This window comes from Streptomyces sp. NPDC110618 (genome assembly GCF_055657065.1).
Genome location: NZ_JBVKBN010000017.1, coordinates 1 through 15,945 on the forward strand (window position 1 = coordinate 1; position 15,945 = coordinate 15,945).

General features: G+C 72.6%; 13 protein-coding genes and 2 pseudogenes. 12 read left to right on the top strand and 3 right to left on the bottom strand.

Annotated elements, in window-relative coordinates:
• From ACZ7L7_RS26190 to ACZ7L7_RS26200, 3 genes and pseudogenes are all read left to right on the top strand, one after another.
• Positions 1–219 (top strand): annotated as a pseudogene (locus tag ACZ7L7_RS26190) (aa3-type cytochrome oxidase subunit I); the annotation flags it as partial.
• The gene (locus tag ACZ7L7_RS26195; protein WP_285512081.1) at positions 216–554 is read left to right on the top strand and encodes a hypothetical protein; all 339 of its coding nucleotides are present in this window, start codon (positions 216–218) and stop codon (positions 552–554) included. The pseudogene ACZ7L7_RS26190 and the gene ACZ7L7_RS26195, both read left to right, overlap by 4 nt.
• 87 nt (positions 555–641) lie before the next feature.
• Complete coding sequence (locus tag ACZ7L7_RS26200; RefSeq protein ID WP_453602392.1) at positions 642–1,880, top strand: glycosyltransferase; 1,239 nt, start codon at positions 642–644, stop codon at positions 1,878–1,880.
• Here ACZ7L7_RS26200 and ACZ7L7_RS26205 read toward each other — a convergent pair.
• On the bottom strand, positions 1,867–2,529 hold the full coding sequence (locus ACZ7L7_RS26205) for a TetR/AcrR family transcriptional regulator (protein ID WP_285512080.1): 663 nt from the start codon (positions 2,527–2,529) through the stop codon (positions 1,867–1,869). The genes ACZ7L7_RS26200 and ACZ7L7_RS26205 overlap by 14 nt on opposite strands.
• 198 nt (positions 2,530–2,727) lie before the next feature.
• Between ACZ7L7_RS26205 and ACZ7L7_RS26210 the strand changes: the two genes are divergently transcribed.
• Positions 2,728–3,984 (top strand): YncE family protein, encoded by a 1,257-nt coding sequence (locus ACZ7L7_RS26210; protein WP_472077417.1) that lies wholly within the window; start codon positions 2,728–2,730, stop codon positions 3,982–3,984.
• Positions 3,985–3,995: 11 nt separating this feature from the next.
• Here ACZ7L7_RS26210 and ACZ7L7_RS26215 read toward each other — a convergent pair whose 3' ends face one another.
• Together ACZ7L7_RS26215 and ACZ7L7_RS26220 are read right to left on the bottom strand one after the other, a co-directional pair.
• Complete coding sequence (locus tag ACZ7L7_RS26215) at positions 3,996–5,855, bottom strand: cellulase family glycosylhydrolase (RefSeq protein ID WP_453602243.1); 1,860 nt, start codon at positions 5,853–5,855, stop codon at positions 3,996–3,998.
• Between the two features lie 142 nt (positions 5,856–5,997).
• Positions 5,998–6,266 (bottom strand): annotated as a pseudogene (locus ACZ7L7_RS26220) (GTP-binding protein); the annotation flags it as partial.
• A gap of 174 nt (positions 6,267–6,440) precedes the next feature.
• Here ACZ7L7_RS26220 and ACZ7L7_RS26225 point away from each other — a divergent pair.
• The 8 genes from ACZ7L7_RS26225 (at position 6,441) to ACZ7L7_RS26260 (ending at position 15,944) form a co-directional block, all read left to right on the top strand.
• Positions 6,441–6,911, top strand: coding sequence for a (2Fe-2S)-binding protein (locus ACZ7L7_RS26225; protein WP_285512077.1), 471 nt, complete (start codon positions 6,441–6,443; stop codon positions 6,909–6,911).
• On the top strand, positions 6,908–9,277 hold the full coding sequence (locus ACZ7L7_RS26230) for a xanthine dehydrogenase family protein molybdopterin-binding subunit (RefSeq protein WP_453602247.1): 2,370 nt from the start codon (positions 6,908–6,910) through the stop codon (positions 9,275–9,277). The genes ACZ7L7_RS26225 and ACZ7L7_RS26230 overlap by 4 nt, the downstream gene beginning before the upstream one ends.
• Complete coding sequence (locus tag ACZ7L7_RS26235) at positions 9,274–10,128, top strand: FAD binding domain-containing protein (RefSeq protein WP_285512075.1); 855 nt, start codon at positions 9,274–9,276, stop codon at positions 10,126–10,128. The genes ACZ7L7_RS26230 and ACZ7L7_RS26235 overlap by 4 nt, the downstream gene beginning before the upstream one ends.
• A gap of 33 nt (positions 10,129–10,161) precedes the next feature.
• The gene (locus tag ACZ7L7_RS26240) at positions 10,162–11,019 is read left to right on the top strand and encodes an AAA family ATPase (protein WP_453602253.1); all 858 of its coding nucleotides are present in this window, start codon (positions 10,162–10,164) and stop codon (positions 11,017–11,019) included.
• 31 nt (positions 11,020–11,050) lie between these two features.
• Positions 11,051–12,196, top strand: a complete 1,146-nt coding sequence (locus ACZ7L7_RS26245) for a vWA domain-containing protein (RefSeq protein WP_285512073.1) — start codon at positions 11,051–11,053, stop codon at positions 12,194–12,196.
• A complete protein-coding gene (locus tag ACZ7L7_RS26250) occupies positions 12,189–13,289 on the top strand; it encodes an XdhC family protein (RefSeq protein WP_285512072.1) in 1,101 nt (366 codons plus the stop codon). Before ACZ7L7_RS26245 ends, ACZ7L7_RS26250 begins: the two co-directional genes overlap by 8 nt.
• 28 nt (positions 13,290–13,317) lie before the next feature.
• Positions 13,318–13,944: an SRPBCC family protein gene (locus tag ACZ7L7_RS26255; RefSeq protein ID WP_285512071.1), complete on the top strand. Its 627-nt coding sequence runs from the start codon at positions 13,318–13,320 to the stop codon at positions 13,942–13,944.
• 74 nt (positions 13,945–14,018) lie between these two features.
• Positions 14,019–15,944 carry a glycosyltransferase gene (locus tag ACZ7L7_RS26260; protein ID WP_453602260.1) on the top strand — a complete coding sequence of 642 codons (1,926 nt, stop codon included), beginning with the start codon at positions 14,019–14,021 and terminating at the stop codon, positions 15,942–15,944.
• Position 15,945: the final 1 nt, after the last annotated feature.

The following is a 15,945-nucleotide window of genomic DNA, read 5'->3' on the forward strand; positions in this document are numbered from 1 at the left end:
CTGCCGTTCTTCTACAACGTCTGGAAGACCGCCAAGTACGGCAAGAAGATCGAGGTCGACGACCCGTGGGGCTACGGCCGTTCGCTGGAGTGGGCGACGAGCTGCCCGCCCCCGCGGCACAACTTCACCACCCTGCCCCGTATCCGCTCGGAGTCCCCGGCGTTCGACGTCCACCATCCCTCGATCGGCTCCCCGGCGCGGGAGTTGAGCCCGCGGTGACGGCCGACGGGGATCGTGGGTGGGTCGGACAGGTCGAGGGCTATCTGCTGGTGGCCGCGACGCGCGAGGAGGGCCGTAGCGCCGCCGAGCGCTTCGGCGCCCCGCTGTCGGCCTGGCTGACGGAGGCTCAGCGGGAGGAGGTGGAGCGGCGGTTCGCGGCGGAGTACGTGGAGCTGGCTCGGCGGTCCTGGGAGCGCACCGCCGAGCGCGCGGAGGAGCTGCGGGCCGAGTACGAGGAGCGGTACCGGGCGTTGCGCTGCCGGCTGCTGGCGGTGGGACTGCTGGTGGGCGCCGGGCTGGTGGTCGTGGCGGGTTTCGGCGCCGCGCCGGGCTGAGGGAGCGGGTTCCGGGGGTCATACCCGGGTTCCGGGGGTCATACCTGGGTTCCGGGGGTCATACTGGCCGACGTGCGCGTAGCGATCATGACGGCGGGCTCGCGGGGCGATGTGGCCCCCTACACCGGTCTGGGGCAGGCGTTGGCCCGGGCCGGTCATCGGGTCACCCTGGTCACCCACGGGAGCTTCGAGCCGCTGGTCGCGGGCTCGCTGCTGCGCTTTCACCCGCTCCCGGTCGATCCCCGGGCGGAGTCGCAGTCCGCCCGGGGCCTGGCGCTGCACCGCAGCAGGACCGGCGTGGGCAAGCTGATACGACTGGCCGCGCTGGCGCGGACGCTGATGGGCAGAATGACGGACGACCTGGTGGCCGCGGCCCGGGACAGCGACATCCTGCTGCTGTCCAGTTCGCTCGGGCCGCTCGGGCGGACGATCGCCGAGGGGCTGCGCCTGCCGAGTCTGGGTGTCTACCTCCAGCCCTTGGCGCCCACCCGGGAGTTCGCGCCGTCGGTGCTCGGCGCCAAGTCCTGGGGCGCCCTGGGCAACCGAGTGGCCGGACACGGGCTGAATGTGGTGATGGAACAGGGGCTCGCGGCGATGGTGCCCTCGCTGCGGACCCGGCTCGGGCTGCCCCGGGGTCTGGCACGTCGTACCCGGGAGACACCGGTACTGCACGGCTTCAGCCCGCTGGTCGTGCCCCGCCCCCGGGACTGGCCGGCCGGACACGACGTGACCGGGTACTGGTGGCCGTACGACCGCGACGAACGGCTGCCCGCCGGGATCGAGGACTTCCTCGACGCGGGCGAACCTCCGGTGTACGTGGGGCTGGGCAGTGCGACGGTGCCCGATCCGGAGGTGCTGAGTGCCGAGATCGTACGGGGGTTGCGGCGGGCGGGGCTGCGCGGGGTGATCCAGCGCGGCTGGGGCGGTCTCGCAGCCGACGGCGACGACATGCTGACGGTCGGCGAGGTGGCTCACTCGGCCCTGTTCCCCCGCATGGCCGCCGTCGTCCACCACGCGGGCGCGGGCACGACCGCGGCGGGGCTGCGGGCCGGGGTCCCGGCCGTCCCGGTGCCGGTCCAGTTCGACGCGGGGTTCTGGTCCCGGCGCCTGGTGGCCCTGGGGGTGGCCCCGTGCGCGGTACCGCTGCGCGGGCTGACGGCGGACAGGCTGGCGAGCGCCCTCGACCGGGCCGTACGTGACCCGGGGCACCGGGAGCGCGCCCGCTCTCTCGGCGCCCGCATCCGCGCGGAGGACGGGACGGCCCCGGTGCTGGCGGAGGTGGAGCGGTTGGCGGAAGGCGGCGCTCAGCCCCTCAACTCCCCGTGACCCGCGGCTCCATCGGCTGCAGCATGCTCAGCAGCGACCGGACGAGCTCGTCGACCACCTCGTCGAGCGTCGCGTCCACCCATCCCGAACTCCAGTCGTGCAGCAGCCCGTTCACGCTGCCGATGAAGGCCGTGGCCGAGAGCCGGTAGTCGCGCGCCGCCGCCTCCCCCCGGGTCACCGCGGCCGCCGCCTCGGCGCAGACGAGGTCGACCCAGCGGGCCCGGCGAGCCAGACGCTGTTCCTCCAGGCGGGGGCTGACGCCGATGATCTCGACGAAGGTGATGCGGACGCGGCGCGGATCGGCCGTGACGTTCGCGGCGTAGGCGCGGAAGATCGCGGCGGCGCGCTCGGCGAGGGGCAGGCCCTCCGCCTCGGTCATCGCGGTGCGGACCGCTTCCTCCGCCCATCCGTTGACCTGGAGGTGGAGCGCGGCGAGGACGTCCTCCAGGGTGCGGAACTCCTCGTAGAACTGACGTGTCGACAGCCCCGCCGCCTCACTGAGCGCGGCGACCGTCGTGCCCCGGTATCCCGGTGTGTCCCCGAACAGTCGCAGTGCCGCGTCCAGGAAACGTCCGCGGCGCTCGGCCTGGCGTTCCTCCGCCGACTTGCCGCCGTAACGGCCGGTCGGCGCCCTGAGCCTGCCCGCCAATGTCCTTCCTCTCCTCAGCCGTTCGCCATTTTGTCGTGTACGCAGTCTTGTGGAGAAGGCCCCCCGATCCTTACTTTCCAGTAAGTCAAACTCTGAACGACCTCGTGTTCAGATTTCGCACTTTGGCATGCGCACGCCACCCCCGCACCAGGTGTGCCCGCATCAGGCCACCCCGCAGCCGTCCATGAGGAGAGCCATATGCCTGCCAGCAGAACCAGGCACCTGCGCGCCGCCGCCGTCGCGGCCGCCGCTTTCGCCCTGACCGTCACCGCCCCCGCGACCGCCACCGCCGCGGACTCCGACGCCGCCGCCCTCCGCGAGGTCCTGTTCGTCGGCAACAACTGGGACGGCACCGCCGATGTCATCCGCTCCAGCGGGGACTTCGCGAAGATCGGCCGGATCAATGTGATCCCCGACAAGGCGCAGCGCATGGCCGAGATCAACGCCAACCCGATCAAGTGGATCTACTTCATGGCGATCCGCAACAGTGTCGGCGAGGGGCACGACCAGTTCGTGGACGACATGTACTCCACGCCGGACGGCAAGTCCGTGGTCGTCTCCCGGCCCAGCTTCGCCGACGTCGTCTCGCTCGACCTGGCCACCGGCGCGGTCAACTGGCGTTTCCCCGTGTCGGGTTACCGCTCCGACCACATGGCGGTCTCCCCCAACGGCAAGCGGGTCGCGGTGTCGGCCTCGACCTCCAACACCGTGCACGTGCTGGACATCGAGACGGGCAAGGAGCTCGGCAAGTTCGGCACCGGGGACAAGCCGCACGAGAACATCTTCACGCGCGACGGCAAGTACATCTACAACATGGCGATCGGCGACGTGAACACCCAGACCGACGCCCCGTGGCTGGACTGGACGAAGGGCAACCGGTACATCACGGTCGTCGACGCCACCACGTACCAGCGTGTCAAGGTCATCGACATGCGCGACCGGCTCAACGCGATCGGCCTCACCGACTACTCCGACGCCGTACGGCCCGCTGTGTTCTCGCCGGACGAGTCGAAGCTGTACTTCCAGGTGTCGTTCTTCAACGGGTTCTTCGAGTACGACCTGGCCACCGACAGGATCGTCCGCACCAAGACGCTGCCCAAGAACCCGGCGACCAGCGACGACCGCACCACCTTCGTCAACGACTCGCGCCACCACGGCATTTCGATGAGCCCGGACGGCAGCAAGCTGTGCGTCGCGGGCACGATGGACGACTACGCCACCGTCGTCGACCGTGCCACCCTCCAGGAGGGCCCGCTGGTCCCCGCCTCCAAGCCGTACTGGGCCACGGTCAGCGGCGACGGCAAGTCCTGCGTGGTCTCCGAGAGCGGCACCGACCAGGTCACCGCCATCGACTTCGCCACCGGCACCAAGCAGGTCTCCGTCCCGGTCGGCGACCACCCCCAGCGGGTGCGGCTGGGCCAGGTGGAGGCCGACTGGGCGTCACCGAACGGGTAACCGGCCCCCGGTCACCGCACGGCGGCGGCCCACGCGGTGAGTTCTCCGCGGGCCGCGGCGAGCAGCGCCGCCGAGGGGTTCGCCGTCCCGTTGGTCACCAGCGCGTAGTGGAGCGTGCCGGAGTCGGTGTCGCCGAGCAGGAGGCGCCGGCTACCGGTACCGCCGGGTTCCGGGGCGACGGCGATGGGGGTGGCGTCGCCGTACGCCGGCGGGGCGTGCACCGCGCCCAGGTCGGAGACCACCGTGGTGGCGCCGGCCGGGAAGGTCGCCGGGAGGTGCAGTTCCGTCGGCGCCGAGCCGCTGCCCGACTCCCACAGCAGCAGTCCGTACTGCCCGGTGCCGACCAGGCGGGCCACGTTCGGCAGGGAGGACGGCACCGGGTTCCAGGTCAGGGTCGTGGAGCCGTCGCGGGAGCGGTCCTCGTAGGTGAAGGCGACGGTGGTGCCGGAGGTGGCGCTCGGGTAGAGGCGGTCCAGCAGGCGGGCGTCCTGGCGGAGGACGGGGGTGCCGGAGTCGTCGAGGCGTACGGCGGAGAGGTCCTCGCCGTTCCAGGCGTCACCGCCGGTGAGCACCTTGTCGGGGTTGCCGTTCATCAGCTCGTGGTGACGGCCGTGGTAGATGTCCCACTGCCACTGGCTGCCGGACAGGACCGGGCCGGAGGAGGTCGGGTCCGACCACCAACTCGCGCCCTTCACGCGGGAGTCGAGCGCCTGGTACATGGCCTTCAGCACGGTGGGCGCCTTGTCGGAGACCGTGCCGGACAGCGGGTGCCCGAACTCGCTGACGATCGCGGCCGTGCCCGTCGCCGCGGCCCGGTCACGGACGGTACCGAAGTCACCGGCGTACTGCCCGTCCTGCGCCTTGCCCCACATGAAGATCCCGGAGATGGCCTTCTGGTCGTAGAAATGGGTGTTGAAGACGTACCGCGGTCCCAGCCGACCGGCGTCGAGCAGCCCGCCCTCCTGGCGCTGGAAGTCGAGGTTGGCGTTCCAGAAGAGGTTCGGTTCCACGAAGGCGGTCTTGTCCTGCCAGCCCGCCGCGTCCATGCGCGCCCGGAACCGCTCGTAGAACGGCCACAGCACGTCCCGCTCCCAGGTGCGACTGGTCTGCCCCGAGTCGTACACGCCCGCGTGCGGCTCGTTGTAGGGGTCGAAGCCGACCACGCCCGCGAATTGAGTGTCCGTCAGATGCTGCTTGAAGTACGCCATCGTCTTCTGGGCCGTGTCGAGGAAGGAGTCCTGGACGCCGTACGCGTTGTGCCAGAAGTCGTACGACGCCTCGGCCACGGCCGCGTTGGAGGTGATGTTCTGGCCCCAGAACGGGCAGATCCCGCAGAACTCGTCCGGGTAGTCGCCCAGTTCCACCACCCACTTCGGGGCGCCGTCGCCGGTGTACCAGCTGTCCGCGTCGAACAGCCAGCGGGAGTACAGGTCCTGGTGGAAGTCCGGGTAGACGCGGATGCCCGCGTCGAGGAAGGCACCGATCTGGGCGGTGGCGGCGGACAGGTACGCGGTGTCCACCTGGCCGCGCACCGGCTCGGCGTAGGCCCAGGACAGCAGGAAGCGGACGGAGTTGCCGCCGCCCAGGGCGCGCAGCGCGGCGGCGGACCTGCGGGCGTCGGCGACCGAGGCGAAGGGCAGGCCGCCGTTCTCGGCGAGCTTGGTCTCGCCGGAGACGTTGTAGCCGCGCAGGACGACCTCGCGGCCGTGGCCGTCGACGAACCGGCCGTCGCGCACGGTCAGGGCCGTGCCGTCGAACCACAGGGAGTCGGGGAGGGTGGGGTCGGCGGCGGCCGGACGAGGACCGGCCGCCGTCAGGAATCCGAGGAGGACAACCAGCACAACGAGCACACGCGCACGTGTAGTCGACATGTCCCCAAAGTCCGGCGGACTCCGAGAACCGTCAATAGTTCTGACTCTCAAGTAAGTTGATTCTCAGTCAGATCGCCCGGCCGTCCGCCGGGTCACGTTCAGCAGGCACTCCTTCCGGTTCAGCGGGTTGCGGTCGGTGCGCGTACACCCGTGCGCCCGCCCGGCGCAGCGCCTCGGCCAGGACGCGCGGCGTCGCCCGCGGAAGCCGTAGCCGGAGTGCGTCTTCGTCACCGCGCAGTCGGGCACCGGCCAGCCGTGCGGGCCCCGGCCGAGGGTCTCACGGATGGCGTCCTCGACGGCCTCGAAGAAGGCGTACGGCATGGAGCCCAGCTCCACCTCCGGCGCGAAGGAGGCCCTGGCACCCACGGGAGCCGGGTCGACGCGCAGGCCGACCGCGGCCAGGAAGGGGTCGGGGGGCCTTGCGTGTGACGTGTCGGGTCCGTGCAGTGCAGCGAAGCCGGGCTCGCACCGGCAATGGATTAACGCTCAACAAAACCGCCGCCGCGCCCCTCGCCGGGTCCTGCGTGTCGTCATAGAGTGACCTACATCACGTCCCGCCCGACGATCTCCCTCTCTGGAGGGCCCATGACCCACATCACGGTGAAGGTGGACGGCACCACGTACGAGGACGAGGTGGAGCCCCGGCTCCTGCTGGTCCACTACCTGCGCGACCGGCTCGGCCTGACGGGCACCCCGATCGGCTGCGACACCTCCAACTGCGGGGCCTGCACGGTCGACCTCGACGGCGTCAGCGTCAAGAGCTGCTCGGTGCTGGCCGTCCAGGCGGACGGCGGCGAGGTCACCACGGTGCAGGGACTCGCCCGGGACGGCGAGCTGACCCGGCTCCAGCGCGCCTTCCACGAGGGCCACGCCCTGCAGTGCGGCTACTGCACCCCGGGCATGATCATGGCGGCCCGCGATCTGCTGCGGGAGAACCCGCACCCCACCGCCGACGAGGTACGGCTGGGCCTGGAGGGCAACCTCTGCCGCTGCACCGGCTACCAGAACATCGTGCGGGCGGTCCTGGCCGCCTCCGAGGAGGAGGTGACGGCATGACCGAGACCGTGGCACGCGAGGTCGGCCGCGCCCGGCCCCGCAAGGAGGACGCCCACCTGCTGACCGGGCAGACCACCTGGACCGACAACATCACGGCGAGCGGACTGCTCCACATCGCCCTGCTCCGCAGCCCGATGGCGCACGCCCGGCTCACCCGCGTCGACGTCTCCCCCGCCCTGGAGCGCCCCGGCGTGGTCGCCGCGTTCAGCGGCGCCGATCTCGGCGAGGGACTGTCCTCGCTGCCGTGCGTCTGGCCGGTCACCGAGGACATCGTGATGCCCGACCATCCGCCGCTCGCGGTGGACGAGGTGCGCCACGCGGGCGACCCCGTCGCGGTCGTCGTGGCCCGGGACCGGTACGCCGCGGCCGACGCCCTGGAGGCGATCGAGGTCGACTACGACCCGCTGCCCTCGGTCCTCGACCTGGAGGCCGCGCTCTCCGACGGCGCCCCGCTGGTCCACTCCGACAAGGGCACCAACCGCTGCTACACCTGGCCCCTGAAGACCGGCGAGGACTTCGACGCGGTGCGCGCCCGCGCCGACGTCACCGTCACGCGCCGCTACCACCAGCAGCGGCTCATCCCCAACGCCATGGAGCCGAGGGCGGTCGTGGTCACCCCGGTCGCGGCCTCCGGCGAGTACACGCTGTACTCCTCCACCCAGATCCCGCACATCCTGCGCGTCCTGCTCGCCATGGTCACCGGCATCCCCGAGCACAAGCTGCGGGTGATCGCCCCGGACGTGGGCGGCGGCTTCGGCTCCAAGCTCCAGGTGTACGCCGAGGAGGCCATCGCGCTGGCCGTCGCCCGGCGCCTGGGCCGCCCGGTGAAGTGGACGGAGTCCCGCTCCGAGGGCTTCCTCGCCACCCACCACGGGCGCGGCATGATCCAGGACATCGAGATCGCCGCCAAGAGCGACGGCACGCTCCTCGGGCTGAAGGTCGACCTGCTGGTCGACATGGGCGCCTACCTGATGCTGATCACCCCGGGCATCCCGCTCCTCGGCGCCTTCATGTACCCGGGGATCTACAAGATGGACGCCTACGATTTCACCTGTACGGGCGTCTTCACCAACCGCACCCCGACCGACGCCTACCGGGGCGCCGGACGCCCCGAGGCGACGTTCGCCATCGAGCGGACCATGGACGAACTGGCCGCCGAACTCGGCATGGACCCGGTGGAGCTGCGGCGCCGCAACTGGATCCGGCACGAGGAGTTCCCGTACACCGCGATCGCGGGACTCACCTACGACAGCGGCCACTACGAGGCGGCCACCGCCCGCGCGCTGGAGCTGTTCGACTACGACAAGCTCCGCGCCGAGCAGTCCGACCGCAACGAGCGCGGCGACTCCGTACGGCTCGGCATCGGCGTGTCCACGTACACCGAGATGTGCGGGCTCGCCCCCAGCCGCATCCTCAGGGACCTGCGGTACGCGGCCGGCGGCTGGGAGGCGGCGACCGTACGGGTGCTGCCCACCGGCAAGGTCGAGGTGGTCACCGGCACCAGCCCGCACGGCCAGGGGCACGTGACCTGCTGGAGCCAGATCGCCGCCGACGTGCTCGGCGTGCCCTTCGAGGACGTCGAAGTGGTGCACGGCGACACCAAGGCCGCCCCGCAGGGCATGGACACCTACGGCTCCCGTTCGCTGGTCGTGGGCGGTCTCGCCGTCCACCACGCGGCGAACAAGGTGGTCGACAAGGCCCGCAAGGTGGCCGCGCACCTGCTGGAGGCGAGCGAGCAGGACGTGGAGTTCGCGAACGGCGTCTTCTCCGTCAAGGGCTCCCCCGAGGCCCGCAAGACCCTCCAGGAGATCGCCTTCGAGACCTTCTCCTCGCACGACCTGCCCGACGGTATGGAACCCACGATCAACGCCGAGCACGTCCTGGACCCGGACACCTTCAGCTACCCGCACGGCACCCACCTGTGCGCGGTGGAGGTGGACACCGAGACCGGGCAGAGCAGGATCAGGTCGTACGTCTCGGTCGACGACGTCGGCAAGGTGATCAACCCGATGATCGTCGAGGGACAGGTGCACGGCGGGCTCGCCCAGGGCATCGCGCAGGCCCTGTACGAGGAGGCCGTCTACGACGACGAGGGCAACCTGCTCTCCGGCACGATGGCCGACTACCTGGTCCCGTCGGCGGCCGACCTGCCCGAGTTCGTCACCGACCGCACGGAGACCCCGGCCACCTCCAACGCCCTCGGCGTCAAGGGGGTCGGCGAGGCGGGCACCATCGCCTCGACGCCCGCCGTGGTCAACGCGATCGTGGACGCGCTGCGCCCGCTCGGCGTCCAGGACGTCCCCATGCCCTGCACGCCCGAACGCGTCTGGCGTGCCCTGCGCTCGGCACAGGAGGCCCGGTCATGATCCCTCCCGCATTCGACTACGCCCGCCCCGGCACCGTCGAGGAGGCGGTGCGCGCGCTCGCCGACGGCGGCGAGGACGCCAAGGTGCTGGCGGGCGGGCAGAGCCTGCTGCCGCTGCTGCGGATGCGGCTCGCCTTCCCCGAACTGGTCGTGGACGTCGGCCGGGTGCCCGGTCTGAGCGGGGTCCGCGAGGACGGCGACACCCTGGTGATCGGCGCCATGACCACCCACCACGACGTGATCCACGACCCGCTGGTGCGCCGGCACGCCGGTCTGCTGGCCACCGCCACGGCAACGGTCGCCGATCCCGCCGTACGGCATCGCGGCACCCTCGGCGGGTCCCTCGCCCACGCCGATCCGGCCGGTGACCTGCCCGCCGTGGTGCTCGCCCTGGACGCGGAGCTGGTGGCGCAGGGGCCGGGCGGCCGGCGGGTGATCCCGGCGCGGGAGTTCTTCGTGGACTACCTGCAGTCGGCGCTCGCCCCGGACGAGCTGCTGACCGAGGTACGGGTACCCAAGGCGGACGGCTGGGGCTTCCACTACGAGAAGTTCCACCGGGTGGCCCAGGCCTGGGCGATCGTCGGCGTGGCCGCGCTGGTGCGGCGGGACGACGGGCACATCGCCGAGGCGCGGATCGGGCTGACCAACATGGGCGCCACGCCGCTGCGCGCCTACGCGACCGAGGAGGCGCTGGCCGGTGCCGGGGACGCGGAGGCGGTGGCGCGGGCGGCCCGGGAGGCGGCCGACGGAACCCACCCGACCCAGGACACCAGTGCCTCGCCCGAGTACCGGGCGCACCTGGCGCAGGTGCTGACCAGGCGCGCGGTGCTGACCGCGGCCGGAATGGGGTGAGCCGCGATCACCGGGATCGACGGTCCGGAACAGGTGCGGGCCCGTCTGGAGGCGACCGGATACCTCGTCGACGACGGGCTCGCCATCGCCTGCTTCCTCGCGCTGCGCCTGCACCGGCCGCTGTTCTGCGAGGGCGACGCGGGCGTCGGCAAGACGGCGCTCGCCTCCGCCCTCGCCGGGGCCCTCGACGCGCCGCTGATCCGGCTCCAGTGCCACGAGGGCATCGACGCCTCGCAGGCGCTGTACGACTGGGACTTCCCGCGCCAACTGCTGCACCTGCGGGCCGCGGAGGCGGCCGGAGTGACCGACGCGGACCGTCTTGAGGGCGAGCTGTACGACAGGCGCTTCCTGATCGCCCGGCCGCTGCTGCGGGCGCTGCAGACGCATCCGTCGGTGCTGCTGATCGACGAGATCGACCGGGCGGACGACGAGTTCGAGGCGTTCCTGCTGGAGTTGCTGTCGGAGTTCTCGGTGACGATTCCGGAGCTGGGCACCCTGCGCGCGCAGGAGCCGCCTGTCGTCGTCCTCACCTCCAACCGCACCCGCGAGGTCCACGACGCGTTGAAGCGGCGGTGCCTCTACCACTGGTTCGACCACCCCGACTTCGCCCGCGAACTGGCCGTCGTGCGCCGCCGGTTGCCACACGTCTCCGCCCGCCTCGCGGAACAGGTGACGGCCCTGACCCAGGCCCTGCGCGGGCACGATCTGCTCAAGCCGCCCGGGGTCGCCGAGACGATCGACTGGACGGAGGCGCTGGACGCGCTCGGCGCGAAGGAGGCGGACCCGGATCTGGCCCTGGCGACCCTGGGCTCGGTCCTGAAGTACCGGGAGGACGCGGAGCGTGCGCGGGCGCTGGACTTCGCGGCGGTACTGGCGAGCAGGGAGGTGTGAGTGCCGTGTTCCCGCCTGCGGCCCGACGGACGTGAGCGCCGTGTTCCCCGCCGACGCCACCCTCCTCGGCTTCGCCCGCGCGCTGCGGGCGGCCGGGGTCGAGGCCGGGAGTGAGCGGGTGCATGCCTTTCTGTCGGCGGTGGACGTGCTGGGGCCCGAGCGGCGGGCGGACGTGTACTGGGCGGGGCGGCTGACGCTGTGCGGCGAGCGGGACGATCTGGATCGCTACGACCGGGTGTTCGGCGCCTTCTTCGACGGTGCCGCGGCCCCGCCCCGGCGGCCGGTGCCCGTACGCCGTGCGACCCGGGCGCGCCTGATCGCGCGGGACGCGGAGGGCGGGGCGCGGGCCGACGACGCGCCGGACGCACCGCCCGTGGCGGCCCTCGCCACCTCCTCCGAGGTGCTGCGCCACCGCGACTTCGCCGAGCTGACCGACGCGGAGCGGGCAGAGGTACGGCGGCTGCTGGCGGCGCTCTCGCTGCGCGGGGCGGCCCGCCGGTCCGCGCGGCGGCGGCCGGCCCGGCGCGGGGACATCGACCCGCACCGCACGGTCCGTGAGCTGCTGCGGCACGGTGGGGAGCCCGCCCGGCCGCTCCGGCACACCCGCACCGAGCGGCCCCGGCGGGTGGTGCTGCTCGTCGACGTCAGCGGCTCGATGGCGCCGTACGCGGACGCGCTGCTGCGGTTCGCGCACGCCGCCGTGCGCGGGGCCCGGACGGAGGTGTTCACGATCGGGACCCGGCTGACCCGGGTCACCCGGGAGCTGTCGCACCGGGATCCCGACCTGGCGATGGCGGCGGTCGCCGAGGCGGTCCCGGACTGGCGCGGCGGCACCCGGCTGGGCGAGCTGCTGCGGGCGTTCCTGGACCGCTGGGGGCAGCGCGGGACGGCGCGCGGTGCGATCGTGGTGGTGCTGTCCGACGGCTGGGAACGCGGCGACCCGGAAACCCTCGCCACGGCCATGCGCCGCCTGCACCGCCTGGCACACCGGGTCATCTGGGCCAACCCCCTCAAGGCCCGCCCCGGCTACGCCCCGCTGGCGGCCGGCATGGCGGCGGCGCTGCCCAGCGTCGACACCTTCGTCGAGGGCCACAGCCTGGCGGCGCTGGAACGCCTGGCGGCGGCGGTGAGAGAGGACCGTTGTCCCGGTGCGGTGAGAGGAACCAGAGATGCGTGACCTGCTCCCGGTACTGAGTCGCTGGTACACGGCCGGTGTGCCGTTCGGACTGGCCACCGTCGTCGCGACCAGCCGCAGCGCGCCCCGTGGGCCGGGGGCGGCCATGGCGGTCGGGCCCGACGACGAGGTGGTCGGGAGTGTGTCGGGCGGGTGTGTCGAGGGCGCCGTGTTCGAGCTGGCGCAGGAGGTCGTGGCCGAGGGTGAGGCCCGGCTGGAGACCTTCGGGTACAGCGACGAGGACGCCTTCGCCGTGGGGCTCACCTGCGGCGGGGAGATCACCCTCCTCGTACGGCCCGTGACCCCTGACCTCGACCCTTCCTTCGGTGCCCTCGCCGAGTCCGTCGCCGCCGGGGAGCCGGTCACCGTCGCCACGGTGACCGACGGTCCCGCGCCGCGCGGGGCGAGCCTCGCGGTGTGGCCCGACCGGGTGCTCGGCAGCCTCGGTACGGAGGGCCTGGACGCCGCGGTCGCCGCCGACGCGCGCGGTGAACTGGCCCTCGGTGCCACGGGGTTGCGTCACTACGGGCCGCACGGCGAGCGCCGCGAGGACGCGGTCGCCGTCTTCCTGCACTCCTTCGCCCCGCCGCCGCGGATGCTGGTCTTCGGCGCCATCGACTACGCCGCCGCGGTCGCCCGGATCGGGGACTTCCTCGGCTACCGGGTCACCGTGTGCGACGCCCGCCCGGTGTTCGCCACGCCCAAGCGGTTCCCGGAGGGCGTCGAGGTCGTCGTGGACTGGCCGCACCGCTATCTCCGGGGCACCGCGACCGACGGGCGCACCGTGATCTGCGTGCTCACCCACGACCCCAAGTTCGACGTACCGCTGCTGGAGGAGGCGCTGCGCCGGCCGGCCGCGTACATCGGGGCGATGGGCAGCCGCCGTACCCACGACGACCGGACGCGGCGGCTGAAGGAGGCCGGGCTGACCGAGGCCGAACTGTCCCGGCTGCGCTCGCCCGTCGGCCTCGACCTGGGCGCCCGTACGCCCGAGGAGGTCGCCGTGTCGGTGGCCGCGGAGATCGTCGCCCTGCGCTGGGGCGGCACGGGTGCCCCGCTGACCGTGACCGAGGGTGCGATTCACACCTCGCCCTGAGAAATGCCACCGCTCCGAGGAGGAAGTGATGGAACTTCAGCACGAGTTCACCGTGCCCGTCCCGGTCGACGACGCCTGGCGGGCGCTCCTCGACATCGAGCGGATCGCGCCCTGTCTGCCCGGGGCGAGCGTGACCGACTACGACGGCAAGACCGTCACCGGTTCGGTCCGGGTCAAGGTCGGTCCCGTCACCCTCACGTACCGGGGCACCGCCGTCTTCGAGGAGAGGGACGACACCGAGCACCGGATGGTGCTGATCGCCAGCGGCCGGGAGACCCGCGGTCAGGGCACCGCGCGGGCCACCGTCACCGGCACGCTCACCCAACGGGAGAAGGAAACGGCGGTCACCGTGCGCACCGACCTGGCGGTGACCGGGCGTCCCGCGCAGTTCGGGCGCGGCCTGCTGTCGGACGTGGGCGGACGTCTGGTCACCCAGTTCGCGGAATGTCTCGCGGAGCGCCTGACCGAACCGGAACAGGAGCAGGAACAGGGGCATGAGCAGGAGCGGGCACCGGAGCCCGAGCCGGCCGCGCCCATCGACCTCACCCGAACGGCCGCACTTCCCGTCGCCCGTCGCGTGGGACCTCCGCTGGTCGCGGCGGTCCTGGTGCTGTTCGCCTGGCGCCTGCGGCGGGCGGTGCGGCAGCGCCGGTAGGGGCACAGCGCGTTAGCATCGACCGCAACGCACCCAAGCAAGGCAAGCGACGACCCGAGGGGACTTCGAGCGCGATGCCGGTCAAGGTCAGCGTCATCGTTCCCGTCTACAACCCGGGAACGTACATCGAGGACTGCGTCTCCTCACTGCTGCGGCAGTCCCTGCCCCCCGACGAGTACGAAGTGATCTTCGTCGACGACGGATCCACCGACGACACTCCGGCCCGCCTCGACGCGCTGGCCGCCGAGGACCCCCGGGTGACGGTGGTGCACCAGGAGAACTCGGGCTGGTCGGGCAAGCCCCGCAACGTCGGTATCGCCGCCTCCCGCGGCGAGTACGTGATGTTCGTGGACAACGACGACTACCTCGGCGACGAGGCCCTTGAGCGGATGTACGACTACGGCGTGGCCAACGACGCCGATGTCGTGGTCGGCAAGATGGCCGGCCAGGGCCGCGGCGTGCCGGTGGAGCTGTTCCGCGAGAACCGTCCGCGGGCCACCGTGGAGAACGCCCCGCTGATCGACAGCCTGACCCCGCACAAGATGGTCCGGCGCGCCTTCCTCGACCGCATCGGCCTGCGCTTCCCGGAGGGCAGACGGCGCCTGGAGGACCATGTCTTCATCGCGGAGGCGTACCTGCGCGCGGACAACGTCGCGGTGCTCAGCGACTACGTCTGCTACTACCACGTCCGCCGGGACGACTCCTCCAACGCGGGCTTCCAGCGCTTCGACCCGGTCGGCTACTTCAAGAACCTGCGCGAGGCGCTGGACGTCGTGGAGGAGTACACCGAGCCGGGGCCGCTGCGGGACCGGCTGTTCCGCCGCTGGCTGCGGGTGGAGATGGTCGAACGGCTGCGCGGCAAGCGGCTGCTGGCCATGCCCGCCGACTACCGCAAGGAGCTGTTCCGGGAGATCCACTCGGTCGTCGTCGAACGGTTCGGGCCCGGCGTGGCGGCCGGTCTGGCGCCCACCCAGCAGGTGGTGGCCGCGCTGATCGCCGCCGACCGGTACGCCGATGTGGAGGCGTTCGCCGAGTGGGAGGCGGGCGTCGCGCTCAAGGCCGTGCCCGAGGGCCTTCAGTGGCGGGACGGCTCACTGCTGGTCTCCTTCGCCGCCGAGTACCACTCCGACGGCGAGCCGCTGACCTTCGCGGCCGGGGGCGGTGGTGATCCGCTGAAGTCCGCGCCGAAGGACGTCGCCGAGGCCGTCGCCTGGGTGGGCGCCGACACCGTGGCCCGGTTCGGCTCCGCCCGCGCGGATCTGCTGCTGCGTCAGCGCGACAGCGCCGCCCAGTACTTCCAGCCCGCCCAGTTCACCCGGGAGACCGTGCCGACCGACGACCCGGGCCGGTTCCGGCTGGTGCTGCGGGCGACGGCCACCGTCGACCCGGCGAGCGCGGCCGGGGGCACCGTCCTCGGCGGCGGGCTCTGGGACACCGTGGTCCGGGTCCGGCTCGGCGGCTGGACCAAGGAGTGCCGGCTGGTCCCACCCCCGCGCACCGAGCGCCCCACGGCGCCCGCCGGGCTCGTCGCCGGGCGGCTGGTGCTGCCGTACTGGACCGCGCGCCACACCTCGCTCGCGCTCGATGTCGACCGGGCGACCCGCTCCCTCGGGCTCGGGCGCATCGCGCCGGCGGACGTCACCGTCACGCACGACCGGCTCAGCGCCCCGGTGCCGCTGCACGTGCCGCGCGACACTGCCGTACAGCTGCGGCTGACCGCCAAGGAGCAGGTGCTGGACGCGGACGCCACGCTGTCCCCGGCGCCCGGCGGTTCCGGCGCCCTGCTCACCGCCGCGCTGCCCGCCCTGCTGATGGGCAAGGCGACCTGGCGCGCCGCGCTCGCCCCGGTCCCGGACACCTCCGGGCCCCGGCTGCTGCCGCTGCCGTTCGCGCTGCGCTCGGGAGCGCACGGCGTGCGAGTACGGCGTCTGCCCGGCCCGGGGCTGCCTCGGCGGCTGGCGCGCAGGGCGAGGAGCCTGCTGGCGAAGACACGGAGGTGAC

Coding starts and splice junctions, on each gene's coding strand:
- ACZ7L7_RS26200 (WP_453602392.1), top strand. CDS start 642: ATGACGGCGGGCTCGCGGGGCGATGTGGCCCCCTACACCGGTCTGGGG.
- ACZ7L7_RS26210 (WP_472077417.1), top strand. CDS start 2,728: ATGCCTGCCAGCAGAACCAGGCACCTGCGCGCCGCCGCCGTCGCGGCC.
- ACZ7L7_RS26215 (WP_453602243.1), bottom strand. CDS start 5,855: ATGTCGACTACACGTGCGCGTGTGCTCGTTGTGCTGGTTGTCCTCCTC.
- ACZ7L7_RS26225 (WP_285512077.1), top strand. CDS start 6,441: ATGACCCACATCACGGTGAAGGTGGACGGCACCACGTACGAGGACGAG.
- ACZ7L7_RS26230 (WP_453602247.1), top strand. CDS start 6,908: ATGACCGAGACCGTGGCACGCGAGGTCGGCCGCGCCCGGCCCCGCAAG.
- ACZ7L7_RS26235 (WP_285512075.1), top strand. CDS start 9,274: ATGATCCCTCCCGCATTCGACTACGCCCGCCCCGGCACCGTCGAGGAG.
- ACZ7L7_RS26250 (WP_285512072.1), top strand. CDS start 12,189: ATGCGTGACCTGCTCCCGGTACTGAGTCGCTGGTACACGGCCGGTGTG.
- ACZ7L7_RS26255 (WP_285512071.1), top strand. CDS start 13,318: ATGGAACTTCAGCACGAGTTCACCGTGCCCGTCCCGGTCGACGACGCC.
- ACZ7L7_RS26260 (WP_453602260.1), top strand. CDS start 14,019: ATGCCGGTCAAGGTCAGCGTCATCGTTCCCGTCTACAACCCGGGAACG.